Origin of the sequence: Streptomyces sp. NA04227, assembly GCF_013364195.1 — a bacterium.
Lineage (GTDB): Bacteria > Actinomycetota > Actinomycetes > Streptomycetales > Streptomycetaceae > Streptomyces.
This window is the reverse complement of sequence record NZ_CP054918.1, coordinates 3,460,456-3,483,331: the sequence shown is the minus strand read 5'-3', so window position 1 is coordinate 3,483,331 and position 22,876 is coordinate 3,460,456. Positions and strand designations below refer to the sequence as shown.

The 22,876-nt window shown below is 71.4% G+C and carries 20 protein-coding genes and 1 pseudogene; 15 read left to right on the top strand and 6 right to left on the bottom strand.

The genetic code is table 11. The annotated features are described in order from the left end of the window. Nucleotides 1-10: 10 nt before the first annotated feature. Both HUT18_RS14850 and HUT18_RS14845 read right to left on the bottom strand, forming a co-directional pair. Nucleotides 11-856 (bottom strand): DUF4097 family beta strand repeat-containing protein, encoded by an 846-nt coding sequence (locus HUT18_RS14850; protein ID WP_176101136.1) that lies wholly within the window; start codon nt 854-856, stop codon nt 11-13. Between the two features lie 140 nt (nt 857-996). Continuing rightward, complete coding sequence (locus HUT18_RS14845) at nt 997-1,512, bottom strand: toxin-antitoxin system HicB family antitoxin (RefSeq protein ID WP_176101135.1); 516 nt, start codon at nt 1,510-1,512, stop codon at nt 997-999. Nucleotides 1,513-2,021: 509 nt separating this feature from the next. Between HUT18_RS14845 and HUT18_RS14840 the strand changes: the two genes are divergently transcribed. Next, nucleotides 2,022-2,582: a YbjN domain-containing protein gene (locus HUT18_RS14840; protein ID WP_176101134.1), complete on the top strand. Its 561-nt coding sequence runs from the start codon at nt 2,022-2,024 to the stop codon at nt 2,580-2,582. Nucleotides 2,583-2,709: 127 nt separating this feature from the next. Here the strand turns inward: HUT18_RS14840 and HUT18_RS14835 are convergent, their stop codons facing one another. Continuing rightward, nucleotides 2,710-3,678 (bottom strand): triacylglycerol lipase, encoded by a 969-nt coding sequence (locus HUT18_RS14835; RefSeq protein ID WP_176101133.1) that lies wholly within the window; start codon nt 3,676-3,678, stop codon nt 2,710-2,712. Between the two features lie 389 nt (nt 3,679-4,067). Here HUT18_RS14835 and HUT18_RS14830 point away from each other — a divergent pair, with 389 nt between their 5' ends. Together HUT18_RS14830 and HUT18_RS14825 are read left to right on the top strand one after the other, a co-directional pair. Beyond that, nucleotides 4,068-4,553 carry a prevent-host-death family protein gene (locus tag HUT18_RS14830; RefSeq protein WP_176101132.1) on the top strand — a complete coding sequence of 162 codons (486 nt, stop codon included), beginning with the start codon at nt 4,068-4,070 and terminating at the stop codon, nt 4,551-4,553. Next, nucleotides 4,550-4,900 carry a hypothetical protein gene (locus HUT18_RS14825; protein ID WP_176101131.1) on the top strand — a complete coding sequence of 117 codons (351 nt, stop codon included), beginning with the start codon at nt 4,550-4,552 and terminating at the stop codon, nt 4,898-4,900. The genes HUT18_RS14830 and HUT18_RS14825 overlap by 4 nt, the downstream gene beginning before the upstream one ends. A 33-nt stretch (nt 4,901-4,933) precedes the next feature. On the opposite strand, the gene HUT18_RS14820 is transcribed toward HUT18_RS14825, so the two are convergent. Next, the gene (locus tag HUT18_RS14820; RefSeq protein WP_176101130.1) at nt 4,934-6,118 is read right to left on the bottom strand and encodes a pyridoxal phosphate-dependent aminotransferase; all 1,185 of its coding nucleotides are present in this window, start codon (nt 6,116-6,118) and stop codon (nt 4,934-4,936) included. A gap of 309 nt (nt 6,119-6,427) precedes the next feature. Between HUT18_RS14820 and HUT18_RS14815 the strand changes: the two genes are divergently transcribed. From HUT18_RS14815 to HUT18_RS14760, 12 genes and pseudogenes are all read left to right on the top strand, one after another. Next, a complete protein-coding gene (locus tag HUT18_RS14815; RefSeq protein ID WP_176101129.1) occupies nt 6,428-6,703 on the top strand; it encodes a hypothetical protein in 276 nt (91 codons plus the stop codon). Between the two features lie 222 nt (nt 6,704-6,925). After that, nucleotides 6,926-7,183, top strand: a complete 258-nt coding sequence (locus HUT18_RS14810) for a hypothetical protein (RefSeq protein ID WP_176101128.1) — start codon at nt 6,926-6,928, stop codon at nt 7,181-7,183. 806 nt (nt 7,184-7,989) lie between these two features. Continuing rightward, nucleotides 7,990-8,508, top strand: a complete 519-nt coding sequence (locus HUT18_RS14805) for a DUF2617 family protein (protein ID WP_176101127.1) — start codon at nt 7,990-7,992, stop codon at nt 8,506-8,508. 116 nt (nt 8,509-8,624) lie between these two features. Next, a pseudogene (locus HUT18_RS14800) lies at nt 8,625-10,115 on the top strand (polyamine aminopropyltransferase); the annotation flags it as partial. A gap of 683 nt (nt 10,116-10,798) precedes the next feature. After that, the gene (locus tag HUT18_RS14795; protein ID WP_176101125.1) at nt 10,799-12,049 is read left to right on the top strand and encodes a CoxG family protein; all 1,251 of its coding nucleotides are present in this window, start codon (nt 10,799-10,801) and stop codon (nt 12,047-12,049) included. A gap of 89 nt (nt 12,050-12,138) precedes the next feature. Continuing rightward, entirely contained in the window at nt 12,139-12,954 is an 816-nt protein-coding gene (locus HUT18_RS14790; protein WP_176101124.1) for an aldose 1-epimerase, read from the top strand. A gap of 65 nt (nt 12,955-13,019) precedes the next feature. Then, complete coding sequence (gene pyrE, locus HUT18_RS14785) at nt 13,020-13,568, top strand: orotate phosphoribosyltransferase (protein WP_176101123.1); 549 nt, start codon at nt 13,020-13,022, stop codon at nt 13,566-13,568. Nucleotides 13,569-13,899: 331 nt separating this feature from the next. Then, a complete protein-coding gene (fbaA, locus tag HUT18_RS14780; RefSeq protein WP_176101122.1) occupies nt 13,900-14,931 on the top strand; it encodes a class II fructose-bisphosphate aldolase in 1,032 nt (343 codons plus the stop codon). 306 nt (nt 14,932-15,237) lie between these two features. After that, on the top strand, nt 15,238-15,651 hold the full coding sequence (locus HUT18_RS14775; protein WP_176101121.1) for a DUF3151 domain-containing protein: 414 nt from the start codon (nt 15,238-15,240) through the stop codon (nt 15,649-15,651). Between the two features lie 318 nt (nt 15,652-15,969). Then, complete coding sequence (locus HUT18_RS14770) at nt 15,970-16,851, top strand: tryptophan 2,3-dioxygenase family protein (RefSeq protein WP_176101120.1); 882 nt, start codon at nt 15,970-15,972, stop codon at nt 16,849-16,851. A 50-nt stretch (nt 16,852-16,901) separates the two neighbouring features. Further along, nucleotides 16,902-18,266, top strand: a complete 1,365-nt coding sequence (gene kynU, locus HUT18_RS14765; protein ID WP_176101119.1) for a kynureninase — start codon at nt 16,902-16,904, stop codon at nt 18,264-18,266. A gap of 741 nt (nt 18,267-19,007) precedes the next feature. Next, nucleotides 19,008-19,883: a S9 family peptidase gene (locus HUT18_RS14760; RefSeq protein WP_176101118.1), complete on the top strand. Its 876-nt coding sequence runs from the start codon at nt 19,008-19,010 to the stop codon at nt 19,881-19,883. Between the two features lie 230 nt (nt 19,884-20,113). On the opposite strand, the gene HUT18_RS14755 is transcribed toward HUT18_RS14760, so the two are convergent. Together HUT18_RS14755 and HUT18_RS14750 are read right to left on the bottom strand one after the other, a co-directional pair. Continuing rightward, nucleotides 20,114-21,727 (bottom strand): ABC transporter permease, encoded by a 1,614-nt coding sequence (locus HUT18_RS14755; RefSeq protein WP_176101117.1) that lies wholly within the window; start codon nt 21,725-21,727, stop codon nt 20,114-20,116. Continuing rightward, nucleotides 21,724-22,647 (bottom strand): ABC transporter ATP-binding protein, encoded by a 924-nt coding sequence (locus HUT18_RS14750; protein ID WP_176101116.1) that lies wholly within the window; start codon nt 22,645-22,647, stop codon nt 21,724-21,726. The genes HUT18_RS14755 and HUT18_RS14750 overlap by 4 nt, the downstream gene beginning before the upstream one ends. Nucleotides 22,648-22,876 lie beyond the last annotated feature (229 nt).

Here is a 22,876-nt window from a genome sequence, read left to right as displayed (position 1 = left end):
TGGCCGGTGCTCAGACCCGGGCGCGGACCACGTCGATGTTGCCGAAGCGGGTCCGGGCGCGGACCTCGACGGTGTCCTCGGTCTTCTCCGGGCTCTCGGAGCTGGGCAGGGCATTGCGTACCTGCCCGGCGCCGGAGCTGACGTCCAGCCAGGCGGCGGTGCCCTCGCGGATGCCGATCTCGATGGCGCCGTAGGAGGTCTCCAACTGGACGGTGCCACGGGCGACTTCGGCGACCCGCACGGTGCCGTGGGCGGTGGTGGCGTTGACCGAGCCCTCGGCGCGGGCGATGTCGATGTCACCGTTGGCCCCGCTCACCCGCAGGTCGCCCGTCGCGGCGCCGACGGTCGTGGTGCCGTGCGAGTTCTTCAGGACCGCGGACCCGTCGACCATGCCGACGCGCAGACTGCCGGAGCTGGTGGTGATCTCGGCCCTGCCCTCGACCCTCTCGACGGTGATCGAGCCGTGGGAGGCGGTCAGTTGGAGCGGCCCAGTGCTGTCGAGGCGGACGTCACCGGCCGAGGTCTTCACCCGGACCTCGCCGAGCCGGCCCTCGCCGAGCACCTGGGCCCAGGCGCCGGTCATGTCGATGCGCGAGTCCGCGGGCAGTTCGACCGTCACGTCGACGGTGCCGGTGCGCCCGATGAGCGTGCGCGGCTTGTGCGTCCTGATCGTCAGTACACCGTTCGTGTAAGTGACCTCGGCCCGCTCGGCCGCCCGCACGTCCAGGTCCCGCTTCGGGTCGCGGGGCCGTACCTCGACGACCGTGTCGTGGCGCTCGCCCGCGGTCAGCTGAAGGGATCCGGCCTCGATGTGGGCGTTGACCGCGATCGGTTCGGGGGTGTCGAAAGAAGGCATGGCTGTTCCGTCCTCGTGAGTCCGTGGGGCGTCCCCGCTGGTGGGACGCGGTGTGGGTGAAGTGGTGCGGTGCCGCTGTGGTGTTGTGGTGCGGCGTCGTTCGGTGGCGCGGTGCCGGTGTGCTGGGGCCGCGGGCGCGGTCAGCGCACCCAGCCCGTGAAGTTCTGTCCGACGTGACGGGTCTTCTCCGTCGGCCGCGGCCGCGTGCCGCCGTCGACCGCGGCCGAGACGGCCCGTACCAGCCAGGCGTTGACCGAAAGGCCCTCGCGGCTCGCGGCCTCCTCGGCGCGCGCCTTGAGGTGGGCGGGCAGCCGCAGATTGACGCGGGCGGTGCCACCCTCGTCGCCTTCGGCGGGCGCCTGTGCCCTGACGGGTTCGGCGGGCGCGGCTGCCGTGTGCAGCGAGCCGTCGGCGAGCGGCGGCGTCACCACGAAGTCGGGGTCGAGCCCGCGCAGCCGCACGTCCACCGAGCCGGGCGCCAGCTCGCGGGTGATCTCGTCCATCGCGGCGGAGAGCACATTGAGCATGGTCAGACGAGTCGCCGACTCCAGCGGAGCGGTGAGCCGCTCGGCCAGCTCGCGCGCATCGTCCCCGCCTGCTTCGGCGGCAACCGCGAGTTCGCGGCGGAGGGAGTCGACATACGGGGTGAGGTCCATGACGTCATCATGGCACCACTGTGGTGCCACATGCAAGCCCGGATGGCGCCGAAGGTGGGGCCAGTCTGATCGGTGATGCTCTGAGCTGCGAAAACACGGACGGATTGGGCTGGGCTGTCGCGCTGCCCCGCCTCCTGCGGTGCCGTGCGGGGCGGAAAGTGGCGCCATCTGACGTCGCATGGCGTCAACTGGCATCACTTGGCGCCAAGTGGCACCGGATGGCGCGAGGTGGTGCCATGTGGCACCAAGGGGCGCGACCCCTCCGTACCGCTCCCGTGCGCCTCCGCCGTACTTCCCCTTCACTTCCCCCGTTTCACTTCCCCCCGCCTCCCTCCGTCTCCACTCCCCGGCTTCCCCGTGCTTCTCCGCCCATGAAGGGGTTCCAGTCCCCCCGGGCAACGCTCTGAGCTGAATCCCGCCCACCGGCCCGGCGAGCCGCGGGGCGGGGCTTTACAGCACCCGCCCGGGATGGGAGAGGATGACGTAATCCGTACGAAGGGAAATTCACGGTGACCATCGACCCCTCCTCGATTCCGAACTTCGGGGGCCAACAGCCAGAGCCGCAGTCCGGAGGGCCGGCGGGGCCCGTCGTCCCGGACCAGGACCTCGTCAAGCAGCTCCTCGAGCAAATGGAGCTGAAGTACGTCGTCGACGACGAGGGCGACCTCGCGGCGCCGTGGGAGGACTTCCGCACGTACTTCATGTTCCGCGGCGAGGCGGAGCAGCAGGTCTTCTCGGTGCGGACGTTCTACGACCGCCCCCACAAGATCGAGGAGAAGCCCCAGCTCCTGGAGGCAGCGGACGACTGGAACCGCCGCACCCTGTGGCCGAAGGTCTACAGCCACACGCACGACGACGGCACCGTCCGCCTGATCGGCGAGGCCCAGATGCTCATCGGCACCGGCGTCTCCCTGGAGCACTTCGTGTCCTCCACGGTGAGCTGGGTCCGCGCGGCCATCGAGTTCGACCGCTGGCTGGTCGAACAGCTCGGCCTGGAGAAGTCGGTCGACGGCGAGGACGGCCCGGCCGAGGGCGACGGCTCGGGCGAGGGTGGTTCCGGGGACGAGTGAGTTCGCGCGGCTGCCGCGTCAGCCGAGTACGGGAGCCCGGTTCCGGCACTGGCCATTGAGTCCAGTACCCGAACCGGGCTCCGCTCGTTCTGTGCGGCGGGAAAGGGGGCAACTTGCCACCTCCCACTCACCCGTCGACCGCATACCCCTTCAACGCAGGCTCCTGCCCGACCCACTTCACGTCGAGGAAGGACTTCAGTACGTCCGCGACGATGAGGACGCCCGCCGCCATCTTCGCCTCGTCCACGCCCTCGAACCACCAGCGTGAGCAGCCGTCCTTGGAGGCACGTCGCAGGTCGGCGGGGCCGTCGTGGTTCAGGGCGTCCATGACCAGGGAGTGCACCCCGGCGTCGTAGAGCTGGCCCATGTGGCCGGTGAGGCGGCCCGGGCACAGGTCCTGGACCTGGACGTTGGTGGCGCCCGGGAAGCGGGTGGCGCCGGGGGCCGGGAAGATGACCTCGTCGGTGTCCGAGCCGATGGAGGTGAAGTCCGGGCCCTCGGCGAGTGGTTGGCGGATCAGCGCCTGGATGAACCGGGAGGACGGCCGGAACTGCCAGGCCGAGTCCGGGCAGAGCCGCACGACGCAGGCGATGTCGCCGAACAGGCCGCCGCTGTGCGGGGTCGCGAGGCCGACGATGTCGTCCACCTTGCCCGCGAGGTCGGGCCAGAACCGCAGTGCCCAGGCGTTCAGGAGTCCGCCCTGGCTGTGCCCGACGACGGAGACCTTGCCCCCGCTGACCTCGGACATGTGCCGGATCGCGTAGACCACGTACTCGGCGGTGACCTGCATGTCGGTGGTGCCGGAGGCGGGCAGGTCCTTGATCACGCAGACCGCGTGCCCCTGCTCGCGCAACACCTTCCGGTAGCCCCAGCTGTAGGCCTGGTCGGCGCTCTCGGTGGTGCCCGGGGTGAGCAGGACCGGCGTTTTCGCGGAGTCGGCCAGGTCCGCGGAACACTCCAGGTTCGCGGCCAGCGTCGCGACCGGCGTCTCCAGCGCCGGACCCGGGTCGGCGGCGGCCGAGGCCTGCGCCACGGGGCCGAGGGTGGCGAAGCCCAGAACGGCCGCCAGGAGTAAGGAGAATCTGCGTATCTGCATGGGTGCCGGTGCCTTCCTGTCCTGTCACGGCTCGCATGTGCGGCACACCCCGCACACGCGTGCGTCGTGCCGATGCGGCCCTGTCCAAGAGGCACGCTAGAAACCCCGCGGCCCCCGCCCAAGCGAAATGGGGCCGCCGTTCCCTGATTTCCGGTCAATCGACATCGATGTCTCTTGACCTCTCCGCATCCGGATGCCGGGGGTCCGGCTTGGTGGTGGAGGGGAGGGGTGGGGTTACGGAAGGAGAGGCCGTGGAGGAGGGCGGGCGGAGGATCGCGCCGCGGGCGGGGCCGGGCCGGAGCGGACGGTGGCCCACGGGGCCCTGGGAGCATCCGCACCCGCCCGCATCGGCGATGGAAATCAGAACACATTCTGAGTACAGTCTGAGTATGAGTATCACGCACCCGGGAGCAGAGTCGGAATCCGTCACCTTCACCGATCTCTCGCGGAACCCGAAGGCTGTCGCGGCCAGGGCCGCCGCACTGGGGTCGCTGCGTGTGACCCACCGTGACGCACCGGACATGGTGCTGACGACCTCGGCACTTGCAGAGTGCACGGAGGAGAACCTCACCACGGCCTCGCGGCTCTTCCTGGCGCTGATGAAGCAGGACGACGGGGCCAGATCACTGTTGCTCGCGCTGCCAGAAGTCTTCCCCTGGGTCCGGCACTTGGACGAGGAGGAGGTACGCGCCTTCACGGTGGAGCTGCTCGAATCGCTGTCCGACGCCGCCGAGTTGGGAGCTCGGGAGGCGGTGCACCGCACGCTCGTGTCCTGGCGCGCGACGGCCCGTATCAACGCCGACCCGAAGCAGCTCGCGCAAGCCCTGCGCCCGCTCGACGGCGACGACCTGGGATCCGTCGAGGTGCCCGGGTGAGCCCGAAGAAGGGGGATCGCGTCAGCGTCCCGCCGTTGAGCGGGTGGAACGTGGTCTTCGGAACCACGGAGGCGGTGACGGGCTGGGAGGAGCTGTGCCGGGCCGCCCTGCCGAACGCCCACCGTTGCCTGGAGGCTCTGCGCACCGACCCCTTGTCACGGGACAACTGGAACCGTCAGCACCAGCTACGGGGTCGGCTCGCGACCAAGGAGTGGAAGGGAACCGCGCTGGACCAGTGGGAGTACGAGATCACCAGCGGTGGCAGGGTCCGGTATCTGGTGAGCCCGGAGACCTCGACGGTCATCCTGGTCTACGCGTCGCCCCGGCACCCGAGAGACACCGAGTAGCCCCCGGCGATCCGGGCCCGCCCGAGCCCTCCCTCACACCCCCCTGAGCCGCTCCACCGCCTCCTCCAGCACCTCCCGCCGCTTGCAGAACGCGAAGCGTACGAACGGGGCGCCGGAGTCGCGGTGGTCGTAGAAGACGGCGTTGGGGACCGCGACCACGCCCGCGCGTTCGGGCAGGGAGCGGCAGAAGGCGAAGCCGTCCTGTTCGCCGAGGGGGCGGATGTCGGTGGTGATGAAGTAGGTGCCGCGGGGGCGGAAGACCTCGAAGCCCGCGGCGGTCAGTCCCTTGGCGAGGATGTCGCGCTTGGCGAGCAGGTCGGCGCGCAGTTCGGCGAAGTACGTGTCCGGCAGGGCGAGCGCCGCGGCGACCGCGTACTGGAAGGGGCCCGCCGAGACATAGGTCAGGTACTGCTTGGCCGAGCGCACCGCCGTGACCAGTTCCGGGGTGGCGGTCACCCAGCCGACCTTCCAGCCGGTGAACGAGAACGTCTTCCCGCTGCTGGAGATGGTCACGGTGCGCTCGCGCATGCCCGGCAGCGAGGCGAGCGGGAGGTGTTCGGCGTCGTCGAAGACCAGGTGCTCGTAGACCTCGTCGGTGACCACCAACAGGTCGCGTTCCACGACGAGTTCGGCGATCGCGGTCAGTTCGGCGCGGCTGAGGACCGTACCGGTCGGGTTGTGCGGGGTGTTGAGGAGCAGCAGCCGGGTGCGGTCGGTGACCGCGGCGCGCAGCTCGTCCAGATCGAGGCGGAAGGCGCCGTCGTGCGGGCGCAGGGTCACCGGGACGCGGGTGCCGCCCGCCATCGCGATGCTCGCGGCGTACGAGTCGTAGTACGGCTCCAGGGCGATCACCTCGTCGCCCGGCTCGACGAGTCCGAGCAGCGAGGCGGCGATCGCCTCGGTCGCGCCCGCGGTCACCAGGACCTCGGTGTCGGGGTCGTGGACGAGGCCGTAGCGGCGTTCCTGGTGTGCGGCGATGGCCTGCCGCAGCTCGGGGATGCCCGGGCCGGGCGGGTACTGGTTGCCGTGGCCGTCCCGCAGCGCGCGTACCGCCGCCTCGCGGATCTCCTCGGGCCCGTCGGTGTCGGGGAAGCCCTGGCCGAGGTTGATCGCGCCGGTGCGCACGGCCAGTGCCGACATCTCGGCGAAGATCGTCGTACCGAACTCGGCGAGCCGTCGGTTGAGCAGCGGGCGCCCGGAGCGTGCCTGGAGGGTCATGGGCGCCATCCTGTCATCCACATGCCCGGAGCAGGTAGGGGTCGAGTCGGTGGCACGGCACTTACGACGGGCTCTCCTGGGGGCTCGTACGGCCCCGAAGCTCTGAGATTCCTCAATTCCCGGGCGCGAACCTCTGGACTTGCTCAACTCTGATTTGGCGTCACCCGGGCCCGGGCATCTGCCTTTCACGCGAGAAGCGCGGGCTTCGCGCGAGAGGTGCCGGCCCCACCGGTCCCGGCCCGACGAGGGCTCGAGGGAGAGTCCGACAACGGACCGGGGAGGGGGCGGCTCGGGGGAAGGGAACAGTCGATGTTCGAGTACATGCCGTTCTGGATACCGGTCGTCTTCGTACTGGTCATCATCGCCAAGCTGGCCTCGGGTTCCACCCGCAGGAGCCGGGGTCGGGGCCGCGGCAGGCGGAGCTGGTGGGCCGACGGGCCCGGCAGTGGCGGCGGCTCGTCCTGCTACAGCGGAGGCTCCGGCGGCTCAGGAGGCTCGTCGTGCGGCGGGTCCTCCTGCGGCGGCGGTTCGTCCTGCGGGGGCGGTGGCGGCGGCGGAGGCTGCGGGGGTGGCGGGGGCAGCTAGTGGCTCTCGGTACAGGGGAGTTGGGCCACGTCGGTGCGTACCGACGTGGCCGTACTCGTAGGTGAGAGCGGTCAGGAAGTGGCCCGTACCAGACGGTCGGGCCCGACAACAGCAAACAGGCGTCGCGCAACGCAGCAAACGTGCGTGACGCGAGAGTTCACAGTGGCAGGCTTCGGCGGGACGGCCGGGGCGCTGCTCGGGGGAAAGGAAGAGGTGGTTGACATGGCGTGGTTCTGGATCGCCTGTGTAGCCCTGTTCGTGGTCGTCGTCGTGGCCGTTGCCGTTTCGAACTCGGCGGACGGCGACAGCCGCAGTTGGTGGGTCGACGGCGACGGTCGTGGCCACACCGGTCATGGCAGTACGGCCGGTTTCTACGGCGGCGGTTCGTCCTGCGGCGGGGGGAGCGGGGGCGGCTCCACTTGCGGGGGCGGCGGCGGTGGTGGCGGCTGCGGTGGTGGTGGAGGCGGCGGAGGCTGCTGAACCTCCGTGGGTGGCAGGCCCGTTGGGCCGCGTGCACCCAACCCGCCCGCACCGAACCGTTCCGAGCCGCCCCGAACTCGCCCCGCGCCAAGGGTCATTTACCGAACGGCACCGCGAAACGCCGTCCACCAATGATCATTTGGCCGCCGTGAACCGCACGGCGGAGTGAACAGCGCGTACGGAGCGATCAGTTTGGCCGGAGTGCCGCGCACCGCTCGATGCGGAGATCCGGGCGGAGATCCGTGCGGAGATCCGAACCGCCGGGAAATCTCACGATCCGGAACGGCGGGCTCTTCCGAAGTCCCGGATGGCGACGGGTGCGGTGATCGCTGGAAACGCCCGGAACTATCGCAAGTATCGCCACTATCGCAACTAGCAGAACAGCAACAGGAATAACCGGAACAACAACTGCAACAACCGGAACACCGGACCACTCGGCCGGGCGTCGGCACGGGGCAACGCCCGGTTTCCGGGGCGGTATCGAGGGGGGAAGCGATACCGGCCAAAAAGGAGCGTCCGCCGGGAACCGTTCCCGGCGGACGCTTCGTCATGGCGGGGGAGAACACCAGATCACGGGAGAACACCTGAACTGTGCTGCCCTCTGGCGGATGGAAACCCTACGAAGTTGGGTAAAATCGCTGTGGCGGCAGGGCAGTTCATGATTCCCTCTTAAACGTCAGCGCAGCCCTCGACATCTCGTGGGCAGGAGCCGGACTACCGATCCCCGGTTTTCATTCCGCCGATCCGCGGTTCCCGTCCGGGACGCGCCGGCCCCAATTCCCCTGCGTGCTTAGCGGAGCCGACCCATGCTCACGACCCTCAAGACCGCCTACTCGGACACACGCGCGGACGACCTCGCCTGGGCCCTGGGCCGGGAACCGCTGCCCGCACTCGCCTCGCTCGATCTTCAACTCGGCGATGCCAAACTGCAGTTGCGGCTGCTCGGTGCCTCGCACCAGGTCCTCCTCGAACGGGAGGACGGTACCTGCTCGGAGACAGTGGCCTGCATCCCGGGCAGCCGTACGCCGCTGCCGCTCGGTGTCGCCAAGCGCGTCGGCGACTGGGAGTACGAGTTCGCCGCGCGCGTGGAGACCCTCTCCCAGGGGCAGTTCGCCGGCCGCGCCCAGGAACTCATCGCCCTGGTCTCCGACCACCCCAACGGCCTCGCCGGGGTCTTCCCCGGCAGCCCGTACGCCTTCACCGCGCTGCTCGCCCAGCGACACGAGGGCCAAGTGCACTGGCGCACCTGGCACGCGTACCCGCAGGACGGTCAACTCGTCGCCACCCGCACCCGGGTGGGCGCCCCGGTGACCGCCCCCCTGTGAACCGTGCGACGGGCGCGCCGCCTTGACTTCGACCGGTTGCCCGGGCCGGTGACATTGGCCGGAACCGCACACGCGGGTGAGCGAGCGGCCCCGAGCGGTGACGTAGCGTTCCCCGGGTGATTGAGTCGGACACTCCTGACAGGCGGGCGGAGGCGAACCTTCCCGTGCGGGAGGCCACCGGACGGCTGCTCGTCCTCGTCGGTGCCTTCGTCTGCGCGGCCTGCGGGCTGGTGTACGAACTCGAACTCGTCGCGCTCGCCTCGTACTTGACCGGCGACTCGGTCACCCAGACTTCCGTCGTGCTGTCCGTGATGGTCTTCGCGATGGGCATCGGATCCCTGCTCGCCAAACGGCTGCGCCCACGCGCCGCCGCCTCCTTCGGAGTCCTGGAGGCACTGCTCGCGCTGGTCGGCGGGTTCAGCGCGATGGCCCTGTACGCGGTGTTCGCCTGGGGCGGCGAGTGGGCCGGGGCCTGGTCGGAGGGCACCCCCTGGCCGCTGGTCGCCTTCTCGCTGGCCATCGGACTGCTCATCGGCGCCGAGGTCCCGCTGCTCATGGTGCTCATCCAGCGGGTGCGCCAGCAGGACGCGGGCGGCGCGGTCGCCGATCTGTTCGCGGCCGACTACGTCGGCGCCCTGGTCGGCGGACTCGCCTTCCCCTTCCTGCTGTTGCCGCTGCTCGGCCAGCTCACCGGGGCACTGGTCACCGGCGCGGTCAACGCCGTGGCCGGGGCCGCACTCGTCCTCGGCCTGTTCCGGCACGACGTGAACCCCCGCACCCGCCGCGCCCTGACCGCCGCCAACCTCGCCGTCCTGGTCCTGCTCGGCTCCGGCGCCGTACTCGTCGACGACTTCGAACGCGCCGCGCGGGTCGCCGTCTACGGGGACGGCGTACGGGTCGCCGTCCGCACCGGGCAGCAGGAAGTCGTCCTCACCGGAGGCGTGGACGGACCGCTCGACCTGTACGTCGACGGGCGGCTGCGGGTCAGCGGCCGGGACCAGCGGCGCTTCCACGAGGCCCTGGTGCACCCGGCGATGAACGGGCCGCGCGCCCGGGTGCTCGTCCTCGGTGGCGGCGACGGTCTGGCGCTGCGCGAGGTACTGCGCAGCCCCGGCGTGCGCCGCGTCGACCTCGTCGAGGCCGATCCGGACCTGGTTCGGCTCGGCCGCGGCGACCCGGCCCTCGGCGCGCTCAACGGCCACGCCTTCCGCGACCCGCGCGTGCGGGTGCGCGACGCCGACGCCTTCGGCTGGCTGCGCGGCTCCGGCCGCCGCTACGACGTGATCGTCTCCGACCTCCCCGACCCCGCCACCACCGACAGCGCCCGCCTCTACTCGCAGGAGTTCTACGGACTCGCCGCCCGCGCGCTCGGCGACCGCGGCCGCCTTCTGGTCCACGCGGGCCCCTTCTCCGCGCGCCCCCACGCCTACTGGACCGTCGAGGCCACCCTGCGCGCCGCCGGACTGCGCACCGTCCCCTACCGCGTCACCGCCCGCGCCCCCGCCGTACCCACCGGCCCCGAACGCCGCACCAAGGCCTCCTCGGCCCCCCGCGACTGGGGCTTCGTCCTCGCGGGCAGCACCCGGCCCTCGCTGGGGCTGGGGCCGGGAGTGGGCGACGGCGGACGGGGGAGGCCGGGCGGCTCCGGCGGACGTGGGGGGCACGGGGATTCCGGCGGGTACGAGGACTCCGGTGGCTCCGACGGTGCGCGCGATTCCGGCGATTCCGGCGACCCCGGTGACTCCGGCGATTCCGAAGGGCGTGGGACTTCCGGTGGGCGGGACGGCGCGCGGGACGGTGCCGCCGACCGGCCGGGTGGTGTGCACGGCGACGAGCGCGGCAGCCGCGGCGCCCGGGACGCGGGCGGGTCCGGCGGTGCCCGCAGCGGGGGCGGCATGCAGGTGCGGCTGCGGTCGCTGACGACGCAGGCGCTGTTGGCCGGGTGGCGGGAGGCCGCCAGGCACCGCGTGACCGGGGTGGAGCCGTCGACGCTCGTACGGCCGCGGTACGGGCGGTGAACGTCGCGGCGGCGAGCGGTGCGCGAGTGGACTTGTGGCCGCGGGGCGCGGGGGAGGGGCCGGGGAGTGAGAGGCCTGCCCGCGGGCTGCGGGCAGGGTGAGTGCGGCAGCCGCCGGGAGGCAGTGGTGAGGTGCGGTGGCGAGGTGCGCCGTTCGCGTGCCTGTGTGCCTCGGCCGGGGGCCCGTACACCGCCCGTACACCCGCTGTGAGGCGTGCCCGATTCCGTTCCGGGAGGGCATGAGGGCGGCTGCCGTGGGTAGGCTCGGCTGCCATGGAGCATGAGGTGTTCGTTCCGCTGTCCGTCGCGGGAGTCCGGCAGGCCCTCGCGGATCCGAAGCGCATCGCCCGCGCCGTTCCCGGACTGCAGCACGACGCCGGTACCGAGCCGCTCGCCGGGCGTCTGAAGCTGCGTATCGGCAGTACGACGGTCACCTATCGCGGCGCTCTGCGGGTCACCGACTCCGCCGCCGAGGGCTTCACCGAGGGCGAGAGCCACGTCGTGACGGGCGAGGCCGCCGAGGCCCGTGGCTCCGGCACCGTGAAGTTCACCCTGACCCTCCGCCTCACCCCCGCCGAGGACGGCGGCACCCGCCTCACCTTCACCGGCACCGGCTCCGCGGACGGCCGCACCGCCGAACTCCCGTCCACCACGGTCGAGTCGGCCCTGCACCGCACCCTCACCCGATTCGCGGAGAACCTCGCGCGCGGGGCGGGGGAGGGCGGTACGGAGGACGGCGGCACGGAGGGTGAGGCTACGAGCGGCGAGAAGGGCAGCAGTACGGAGGACGGCGGTACGAGCAGCGTGAAGGGCAGCGGTACGGACGGCCGTACGGCCGACCGGGCCGACCGGGCCGACCGTACGGATTCCGGCACCAGGGTGGACTCCGACTCCACCGACCGGACCGAGGCACCCCACTCGGCCGACCCCACCGGTTCGGACGAGCCGACTGACACCGGTCCGACCACCCCCGCTGCCCCCGCCGCCCCGGCGGGCGACACCGCCGCCGCCGAGGGCTTCGCGGCCTCGGCTGACGCGGCCGAGACGGCCGAGCCCTCCGACCCGGCAGAGCCCGCCGCCCCCGACGACGAAGCCCCCCTCCCCCCTGGCTCCTCCGTCTTCGGCACCGACGTACCGCCCTCCTCCCTCGACCCGTACGCCGACGAGGACCAGGCGCAGGACGCGGCCGACGCCGCGGCCGCCGTACCGGGCGATGAGGCCGTACCCGGCGAAGGACCGGCACCGGCCGAAGGCGCCGCACCCGGCGAAGCCGCCGCTCACGAGGGAGAAACGATGCCTCCTGGCAGCGCCGAACCTCCGGCCGAGGCCGCGCACGCGCGGCGCACCATGATCGGCCGCAGCGCCGAGGAGGTCGACCACGCGCCACCGCGCGGCCGGTACGCCCCCGTGCCGCCGCCGGACGCCTTCTCGGGCACCGCCACCCTGCGCTGGGCAGCACCGGCCGCCGCCCTGGTCGTCGCCTCCGCCATCGTCGTGGGCCGCGCACTCCGCCGCCGCCACTGACCACCCGCGGCTCTCGCGACCGAAGGCAACTGCTCCCAACCGCCCCCACCCACGTGCCTGCCGCCCCGCGACCCCATAGGGTCGGCAGCGTGAGTAGTAGGGATGCCATCACACTGACCGCGGGCGACGCGGAGGTGGCCGTACGGCCGGACAACGGCTGCCGGGTCCAGAGTCTGCGCCTCGCCGGTACGGAGGTGCTGCGGCAGGGCGAGCGCTACGGCTGCTTCCCGATGGTGCCGTGGTGCGGGCGCATGCGGGACGGGCAGTTCCGCAACGGCGGGCTCCAGCACCAGATGCCGATCAACTCCGCGCCGCACGCCATCCACGGCACCGGCCGCAACCTCCCCTGGCGCACCGCCCGCCACAACGACACCACCGCCACCTTCACGTACGAACTCGCCGACCCGCACGCCCCCTGGCCCTACCCGGGCACGGTCACCCAGGTGATCCAACTCGCCGAGGACGGCGGCTCGTTGAGCTTCAGCATGGGGATCGAGACCTACGACGACTCGTTCCCGGCGCAGGCGGGCTGGCACCCGTGGTTCCTGCGCAACCTGGGCGCGGGCGGCGAGGACGTACGGATCGACTTCGCGCCCAAGTGGCAGGAGCAGCGCGGCGAGGACAAGCTGCCGACCGGCAAGCGCCTCGATCCGCAGCCGGGCCCCTGGGACGACTGCTTCGGTATGCCCGAGGGCGTCGACGTCACCCTGACCTGGCCGGGCGAACTGGAGTTGAAGGTAACCAGCCGCGAGCAGTGGGTCGTCGTCTTCGACGAACAGGAGGCCGCCGTCTGTGTCGAACCGCAGACCGGCCCGCCGGACGGCATCAACACCGAACCGCGCCTGGTCACCCCCATCGACCCTCTGGAGACCTCCGCGACCTGGTCGTGGCGACTGCTGTCGTAGCCCCGCCGTGGAGACGTCCCGTCCGTGGAACCGCCCCCTCCGTGCGGCCCCGTAAGCTGACGCCCATGAGTGACGTACGTGGCGCGCTGTTGCAGCAGATCAAGGACAAGGCCGTGGTGCACGGCAAGGTGACCCTCTCCTCGGGGATCGAGGCCGACTACTACGTGGATCTGCGCCGCGTGACCCTGGACGGCGAGGCCGCTCCGCTCGTCGGACAGGTGATGCTCGACCTCACGGACGGCCTCGAGTACGACGCCGTGGGCGGACTGACCATGGGCGCGGACCCGGTGGCCGCAGCGATGCTGCACGCCGCCGCCGCACGCGGCCGTCGCCTGGACGCCTTCGTGGTCCGCAAGGCCGCCAAGACGCACGGCATGCAGCGCCGGGTCGAGGGACCGGACATCAAGGGGCGGCGGGTGCTCGTCGTCGAGGACACCTCCACCACCGGCGGCTCCCCGCTGACCGCCGTCGAGGCGGTGCGCGAGGCGGGCGCCGAGGTCGTCGCGGTCGCGACGATCGTGGACCGCGCCACCGGCGCGGGCGAGAAGATCTCCGGCGGCGCCGGGGTCCCGTACCTGTTCGCCTTCGCCAAGGACGAGCTCGGCCTGGACTGATCCGCGGGGACGGGGCGGGCGTCGGCCCGCCCCGGACGGGACGGAGGCAGGGCGGAGACAGGACGGGGCAGGACGCAGACAGGACGGGCGGGACCGGACATGCCGGGCAGCGGGAGGGCGGTTCGGGGACGGCCGGGGGCGGGGTGGGATTCATGGTCCCCGGACAAGACCGGACGTACGGTCCGGTAACGGAGCATCAGCTACCACACCGCCCGGGACTGTGGGCGATCCGTCTGCAAAGATGAGCGGGACTGGCAGCGTGGCCGGCGCCACCCTTGGACCAGGGTCGGTATCACCAACCACATCCCGCACATCATCAAGGAGCGGACAGATGCCCATCGCAACCCCCGAGGTCTACACCGAGATGCTCGACCGGGCCAAGGCAGGCAAGTTCGCCTACCCGGCCATCAACGTCACCTCCTCGCAGACCCTGCACGCCGCCCTGCGCGGCTTCGCCGAGGCGGAGAGCGACGGCATCATCCAGATCTCCACCGGTGGCGCGGAGTTCCTGGGCGGCCAGCACAAGAAGGACATGGTCACGGGCGCGGTCGCGCTCGCCGAGTTCGCGCACATCGTCGCGGCCAAGTACGACATCAACGTCGCCCTGCACACCGACCACTGCCCCAAGGACAAGCTCGACGGCTACGTACGTCCGCTGCTCGCGATCTCCGCGGAGCGGGTACGGGGCGGCGCCAACCCGCTGTTCCAGTCGCACATGTGGGACGGCTCGGCCGAGACCCTCGCCGACAACCTGGCCCTCGGCCAGGAGCTGCTCGCCGAGGCCCGCGCCGCCCGTATCGTCCTGGAGGTCGAGATCACCCCGACCGGTGGCGAGGAGGACGGCGTCACCCACGAGATCAACGACGAGCTGTACACGACGGTCGACGACGCGCTGCGCACCGCCGAAGCCCTCGGCCTCGGCGAGAAGGGCCGCTACCTGCTGGCCGCCTCCTTCGGCAACGTCCACGGCGTCTACAAGCCGGGCAACGTCGTCCTGCGCCCCGAGCTCCTCGCCGACCTCCAGGCGGGCGTCGCCGACAAGCACGGACAGCCGGCCGGCTCGCAGCCCTTCGACTTCGTCTTCCACGGCGGCTCCGGCTCCACCGAGCAGGAGATCCGCACCGCCCTGGAGAACGGCGTCGTCAAGATGAACATCGACACCGACACCCAGTACGCCTTCACCCGCCCCGTCGTGGACCACATGTTCTCGAACTACGACGGCGTCCTGAAGGTCGACGGCGAGGTCGGCAACAAGAAGGTCTACGACCCCCGCAGCTGGGGCAAGTCCGCCGAGGCGGGCATGGCCAAGCGCGTCCTCGAGGCCTGCGGCCACCTGCGCTCGGCGGGGACGCGGCTGAAGTAGTCCGCGGCGGTCGCGGCAGTCCGTTCCGGTCTGTGCTGGTCGCGGCAGTCCGTGCGGGTACTGCCGGGCCGGTGGTCCGGACTTGTGATCTTCAGGAGAGGTGGGCCCGTCTCCGCCCTGGGCGGGGGCGGGCCCACCAGTCATTGCCGTGGAAGTTGTGGCGCGGATGCCAAGCCCTATGGCTCTGAACAAGGCCACGGTGATCGTCGACGAAGAAGACCGACGAAGAACACCTCAGACTCGTCGAGAGAGCTGCGCTGCGAGACGGGCGCCCGGTACCTGCTCCGATGCAGCAGACTGGAACCCATGGGAATTCACGAGAACCTGCTCGGGGGTCCGCCCCCGACCGAGCTGCCCGACGACCCGCAGCCGCGTGAGCTGCTCGCGGGCGGTACGGCGCCCGCGGATGTCGCGGCGAAGTATCCGACCTCCTCGCTGGCCTGGGCCCAGCTCGCCGACGAGGCGTTCGAAGGGGGCCGGGTCGTGGAGTCGTACGCCTACGCGCGCACCGGTTACCACCGCGGCCTGGACGCCCTGCGCCGCAGCGGCTGGAAGGGACACGGCCCCGTGCCGTGGGAGCACGAGCCCAACCGCGGCTTCCTGCGCGCCCTGCACGGCCTCGCCCGCGCCGCCCAGGCGATCGGCGAGAACGAGGAGTACGAGCGCTGCAGCCAGTTCCTGAAGGACTCCTCGCCGACGGCGGCACAGACCCTGGGCTGAGCCGCCCGGCCCCCGGGCCGAGTCCGAGTCCGGACCCGGAGCCGAGTCCTGCCGGGCGGCCGTGCCCAGTTGCCCGGCTTCCCGGTTGATCAGTGGTACGGCCACGCCGTACCGACCCATCGCCCCAGCTCACCGCGGTGTTCACAGGGCGACGGGACCCTGTGTGAGTGGTCCGCCCCTTTGCGTCACTTCGTGTCAAGGGGCGGGCCTTGCATTTTTCGGGGAGCATTGCGGAGGATGCGTTTTGGGGACCGGGGCCCCCGTGTCGGCATCGGCAGGGGCGGACCGCTACCCGGAGCAGTACCGAGGAGACAGCGAATGTCCCACGAGACACCGCATCTCGACACCCCGCGTGACGGCGACCCCGGCACCGCTGGGGCGACCGAGGGGACCGAGGCGCCGCATCTCGACTTCGCCGGCACGACGCCCTACGAGGACTACGTCCAGGCGGACGTACTGACCCACCTCCAGCACCCGCTCTCCGACGACCCCGGAGAGATGGTCTTCCTGGTCACCACCCAGGTCATGGAGCTGTGGTTCACGGTGATCGTCCACGAGTGGGAGACCGCCGCGCGCTACCTGCGCAGCGACGAGGTCCCCGCCGCGATCGCCGCCCTCAAGCGCAGTGTGCGCGAACTGGAGGCGCTGAACGCCTCCTGGACTCCGCTGGGCCAGTTGACGCCCGCACAGTTCAACTCCTACCGCAGCGCCCTCGGCGAGGGCTCCGGCTTCCAGTCGGCCATGTACCGCAGGATGGAGTTCCTGCTCGGCGAGAAGTCCGCGTCGATGCTGGTCCCGCACCGCGGAGCCCCGCGCGTCTACGCCGAGCTGGAGAAGGCGCTCGCCGAACCCAGCCTGTACGACGAGGTGCTGAGCTACCTCGCGCGCCACGGCCATGCGATCCCGGCCGCCGTCCTGAACCGCGACCTGACCCAGAAGTACGAGCCCTCGCCCGAGGTCGAGTCGATCTGGGTCCGCGTCTACTCCGGCGACGAGAGCGCCCCGGAGGCCCGGCTCGGCGAGGCACTGACCGACGTCGCCGAACTGGTCTGGCGCTGGCGCAACGACCACCTGGTCGCCACCCGCAGGGCCATGGGCTCCAAGGTCGGCACCGGCGGTTCGGCGGGCGTCGCCTGGCTCGAGAAGCGCGCCACGAAGAACGTGTTCCCCGAGCTGTGGACGGCGCGCAGCCGTGTCTGAGGCGAAGGTGACGGTGAACTCACCGGCGGAGCACGGGAGTTGTGGCAGCGATGGGCGCGAAGAGCGAGGAGAGCGGTGTGAGTGACGTCTTCCGTGCGGACTGGGACCAGAATCCCCTCGCGCGCAAGCTCGCGGAGAAGGCGGCGGAACTGGACGCCGCGGACCAACTGGCCCACGTGCGCGAGCGGTTCCTGCTCGGCACCGGGCCCGACGGGACATCCGGCGGCAACGGCGTCTATCTGGACGGCAATTCGCTCGGCGCGCTCCCGGCCGCGGTGCCGGGCCGGGTCGAGGACGTCGTACGGCGCCAGTGGGGCGAGCTGCTGATCCGGTCCTGGGAGGAGAGCGGCTGGTGGAGCGCTCCCGAACGGATCGGTGACCGCATCGCCCCACTGGTCGGCGCCGCCCCTGGGCAGATCGTGGTCGGCGACTCGACGAGCGTCAACGTCTTCAAGGCGCTGGTCGGCGCGGTACGGCTGGTACGGGCCAGGGACGGGCAACCCGTGGACGGCCCCCGGGCCGTTGACGCCTCGCAGCCCGGTGGCGCCGGTCAGCCGGGGGAGGAAGCCCCGTTCCGGGACGAGATCCTGGTCGACGCGACGACCTTCCCCACGGACGGTTACCTCGCCGAGTCGGCCGCGCGGATGACCGGCTGTCGCCTGCGCCCCGTCGCCCCGCACGAGGTGCCCGCGGCTCTTGGTCCTCGTACGGCGGCGGTGCTCCTGAACCATGTCGACTACCGCTCCGGGCGTCTGTACGACCTGCCCGGGCTGACCGCTGCCGTGCACGCGGCGGGTGCGCTCGCCGTGTGGGACCTCTGCCACACCGCGGGTGCGCTGCCGGTCGGCCTGGACGTGCACGGGGTCGACCTGGCCGTCGGCTGTACGTACAAGTACCTGAACGGCGGCCCTGGTTCGCCCGCGTACCTGTACGTGCGGGCCGAGCACCAGCCGCACTTCGACTCGCCGCTGCCGGGCTGGAACTCGCACGCCGAGCCCTTCGGCATGCACCCGGACTACGCACCCGCGAGCGGGGCGGTACGCGGGCGGGTCGGCACCCCGGACATCCTGTCGATGCTGGCTCTGGAGGCGTCGCTCGACGTCTGGGACGGCGTGGATGTCGCGTCCGTACGCGCCAAGTCGCTGGCCCTGACCGACCTGTTCCTGGAGTGCGTCGCCGCCTATGTGCCCGAGGGCCGGGTGGAGACGGTGACCCCGCGGGAGCACGCCGAGCGCGGCAGCCAGGTCGCCTTGCGTTGCCCGGACGCGGGTGAGGTCATGCGACGGCTGATCGCCCGCGGTGTGGTCGGCGACTTCCGCCACCCGGACGTTCTGCGGTTCGGCTTCACTCCGCTCTACGTCGGCTTCGCCGAGGTGGAACACGCGGCCCGGGTCCTCGCGGAGGAACTGGGCTGAGACGCCGGGCCCGAGGCCTTTCCCATCGATGCCTGCGCAGGCGCCGACGTCTGCGCAGGCACTCGGTTTTCCTGGCCCGGTGTCGAGGTCCGGCCGACTCGGAGGTCGCGGCCATGTGCTGCCGTACGCCCCGCGTGTGTAGGACGTGCGGGGTGTACGGCGGTGGACGGGCAGCGTGCCCGGTGAGGGCCGCCCTGGGGATCGGTCGTGTCGATTCATGAGTTCAGCATCACCCGCTGATCAGGGGTTATCCAGGGCCCGCCGATCCACGGACCCCTGATCCCCGGCCCCTGATCCCCGGCCCCCTGATCCCCGGACCGCCGATCCCTGGACCTTCGATCCACGGATCGCCGATCCAGGGACTGCCGATCCTTGGATCGGCAGTCCTCTCCCACATCGCACTCCGGCCGGTGAGTCTTGTTATTGCCACCGCGGCGGCCCTTCGAGGGACGGACGCGGTGGTGCCAGATGACCCCTGCTCTTCCCTGCTCGTCCCTGCCCTTCCCGGAACCGCAGGCGCGGAGACCGCCCCTCCGCGTGGCCGGCCCGGGTGCCGAGGGCGAGTCGACGAAGACGAACGATCTCTGAGAGGAATCCGTCATGCTCACCTATGTCCGCGGTCAGGATCCGGGGTGCTCCCCTTACCGTGCGGGGCGGGCTGCTAACGTCCGGGGACTGTTGAACATACGTCAAGCAAAGGGTTGTTCACCTCCCTTTGCTCCGGTCTGTGAGAGGTCCCGTATGCCGGACGCCGCCGCCCTCGACGCCGCCGAGGAGCGTTCCGCGTTCTCGCACCCGCCCGTCGCCCCCGATGCCACGGCGGCCTACGGCGAGCACCCGGATCAGATCGTCGACTTCTATGCCCCGCGCGGTACTCGGGCAGGGGCGGAGCGAGTCCCGCTGGTGGCCGCCTTCCACGGCGGCGCTTGGCGGGCCCCGTACGACAGAAAGCACTTCAGTCCGTTCGCGGCGTTCCTGGCCGGACGCGGTCTTGCCGTCGCGAGTGTGGAGTACCGGCGCGGCGGAGATCCGGTGCCCGGCGTCGAGGGGCCGGTCGCGGGGCGGTGGCCGGACACCTTCGACGACGTGGCCGCCGCGCTGGAGGCCCTGCCCGGCCTGGTCCGTACGGCACTTCCGCAGGCCGACCCACGGCGTACCGTCCTGACCGGTCACTCCGCGGGTGGCCAGCTCGCCCTCTGGGGCGCCGCCCGGCACGTACTGCCCGAGTCCTCGCCGTGGCGTCGGGCCACCGATCCCGCCCTGCGCGGAGTGGTCGCCCTCGCGCCCATCGCCGACTTCGAGCTCGCCGGGAAGCTCGGCGTCTGCGGCGGCGCGGTGGGTCAACTCCTCGGCGGCGCGGGACAGTTGGCCGATCGCCGTGCTCAGGCCGACCCGTACGCGCTGCATCCCACCGGTATCGCGACCACCCTGGTGCAGGGGCGTGAGGACACCGTGGTGCCCGCCGCCATCGCCGAGTCCTACGCGGAGGCGACAGCCCTTGCGGGCGAACCGGTGGGCCTGACCCTGCTCGACGGTGTGGGCCACTTCGCCCTCATCGACCCGGCCGCCGACGCCTGCGCGGTGGCGGCCGAGGAGATCGCTCAACTGGCCTGGTGAGGACGGGACTTCGGGTGGGTGCTTCGGCTCCCCTTGGAGTAACCCCCGCCCGCCGCTGGGGCACCCCGGACATGACGGTGCCCCCGGCCTGGTCAGGACCGGGGGCACCGCCCGGGGGAGGGCAATGGTCTTGTGGGTGGCGGGAGTTCGTCGGAGGGTCCGCTGAACTCCCTTGGTTCGGGGCGGAGCTGAGTTCGTTTGGGTTGGGAGGGAGTTGAGACTGTTCGCCGTCAGGAGATCTGGTCCCGGCGCCGCAGTCCGCTGAGGCCGATGGCCACCAAGGCGACCGAGAGCAGGAGGAGTACCAGGACCGGGGTCCACTCCATCTCGGGTCCGGGCAGCTTCGGGAGGTGGCCGTAGGGCGAGATGTTCATGACGGACTGCGGCAGGTCGGCCGCCGGGCCGATCCAGCCCAGTGCCAGGCAGGCACCCGCGACCGCCCAGCCCGCGGTGGCCAGTTTGGGCACCAGGGCGTACAGGACCAGGGTGATACCGGCCAGCGTCCAGATTGCCGGAACCTGGACCAGGCAGGCGCCCATGATCTCGGGGAACTCCTTGCCGTAGCCGAGGGACAGGCCCACGCCGCTGACCATCATGATCAGGGCGGCGCCGCCGAAGGCGATGACCAGGTGGCCGGCCGCCCAGCTGACCCGGCTGACCGCGTTGGACAGCAGCGGTTCGGCGCGCTGCGAGGTCTCCTCGCCGTACAGGCGCAGTACGGAGGCCACCGCGAACAGCGCCGCCACCATGCCGAACAGGCCGACCATGGAGGACAGGAACGCCTCGGTGATGCCGGACTGGCCGCCCATGCGCTCGAACAGGTCGCGGGTCGACTCGTTGTCGCCGACCAGGTCGGCGGCGCCGTCGGTCATGCCGCCGAAGACGATGCCGCCGAGCAGGAAGCCGAGCGACCAGCCGAGCAGGCTGCCGCGCTGGAGGCGCCAGGCGAGACCGCCCGCGGTGGCGAGGGTGCCCTGGGCGGGCCCCGGCCGGGTGGGCAGGAAGCTCATGCCGAGGTCACGGCGTGCGGCGAGAGCGTAGGCGGCGGAGACCGTCAGGAGGATCGCGACGGTGAACAGGCCGAGCAGGCCCCAGCGTTCCTCGGCGAAGGGGCGCATGTTCTCCGCCCAGCCCAGCGGGGAGATCCAGTTGAGCGGGGAGGAGGCGTCGTCGGTGGCGGAGTCGCCCGCGGCGCGCAGCAGGAACATCACGCCGAGTACCGCGGCGGTCAGGCCCTTGGCCAGCCGGGCCGTCTCGGTGAGCTGGGCGATGATCGCGGCGATGCCCGCGAACAGCATGCCGACCGCGCCGATGGCCAGGCCGAAGGCGAGCGCGCCGTTCTTGTCCTGCGAGGAAAGGCCGCCCGCGACGAGCAGGGTGATGCCCGCGTTGGCGATGAAGGCGACGGTCAGGGCCGCGGTCAGTGGTGCCCGGCGGCCCACCATCGTGGAGGAGAGCATCTCCTGACGGCCCGTCTCCTCCTCCTCGCGGGTGTGCCGTACGACCAGGATCAGGCTCATCACCGCGGCGATGACGGTCGCGAAGGCGCCGTACCGCCAGGCGACCAGGCCGCCGATCGAGTCGTCGAAGACCGGTCCGTACAGGGCGCGCAGTGAGCTGTTGCCCGTCATGTCCTCGGCGAGCGTGGCCCGCTTGGCGGCGGTGTCGTAGACCTTCTCGATACCGCCCGCGCCGCCGCCGACGACACCGCCCACGACGAGCACCCAGACGGGCAGCATGATGCGGTCGCGCCGCATCGCGAGGCGGAACAGGGTGCCGGTGCCCGCGAACGGGCGGGATCCGCCGCCGCGTTCGACCTTCGCCGGTACGGCCACCGCGGTCATCGGACGGCCGCCTTCTGCTGGGCGGGGACCTCGGCCTCGTCGCTCTGGTAGTGGCGCAGGAAGAGCTCTTCGAGGGTGGGCGGAGTGGAGGTCAGCGAGCGGACACCGGCGTCGGTGAGGGCGCGCAGTACGGCGTCCAGCTTGTCGGTGTCGGCCTGCAACTTGACCTTCTGGCCCTGGACTTCGAGGTCGTGCACGCCCGGCAGGTCACCGAGCCCGTTCGCCGCGCCGACCAGTTCGGCGGTCAGGCTGGTACGGGTCAGGTGGCGCAGGTCGCTGAGCGAACCGGTCTCGACGGTACGGCCCTTGCGGATGATGCTGACCCGGTCGCAGAGCGACTCGACCTCGCTGAGGATGTGCGAGGAGAGCAGCACGGTGCGGCCGCGGTCGCGCTCCTCGGCGACACAGCTCTGGAAGACCTCCTCCATCAGCGGGTCCAGGCCGGAGGTGGGCTCGTCCAGGATGAGCAGGTCGACGTTGGAGGCGAAGGCGGCGACCAGGGCGACCTTCTGCCGGTTGCCCTTGGAGTAGGTGCGCCCCTTCTTGGTGGGGTCGAGCTCGAAGCGCTGGATCAGCTCCTCGCGCCGCCCCTTGTCGAGGCCGCCGCGCAGCCGTCCGTAGAGGTCGATGACCTCGCCGCCGGACAGGTTGCGCCACAGGGTGACGTCGCCGGGCACGTAGGCCAGGCGGCGGTGCAGCTCGACCGCGTCGTTCCACGGGTCCTGGCCGAGCAGCTGGGCGGCGCCGGAGCTGGCGCGCAGCAGGCCGAGCAGGACGCGGATGGTCGTGGACTTCCCCGCGCCGTTGGGGCCGAGGAAGCCGTGGACCTCACCCGTCTCGACCTCCAGGTCGAGACCGTCAAGTGCGTGTGTCCGGCCGAACGACTTGCGCAGGTCGGAAACGGTGATTGCCTTCGTCATGGTTCTGAACGTACGCTAGTTTCACAAATTTGTGAAGTTAAGGAAGCGTATAAACTCGTAGGGAAACAGTGAGGCAGGGGAGAGGGATCCGGTATGACCGAGCCGACCGGCACCAGTACCCGGGCGAGCGGCCACGAACGGGCGAACGCCCGTGAGGGCGCCGCGAGCCACGAGGGCGCCGAGGGTGTCGAGGCGCCTGCCGTTGACGTGCCCGCGGGTTCCGTGGGTT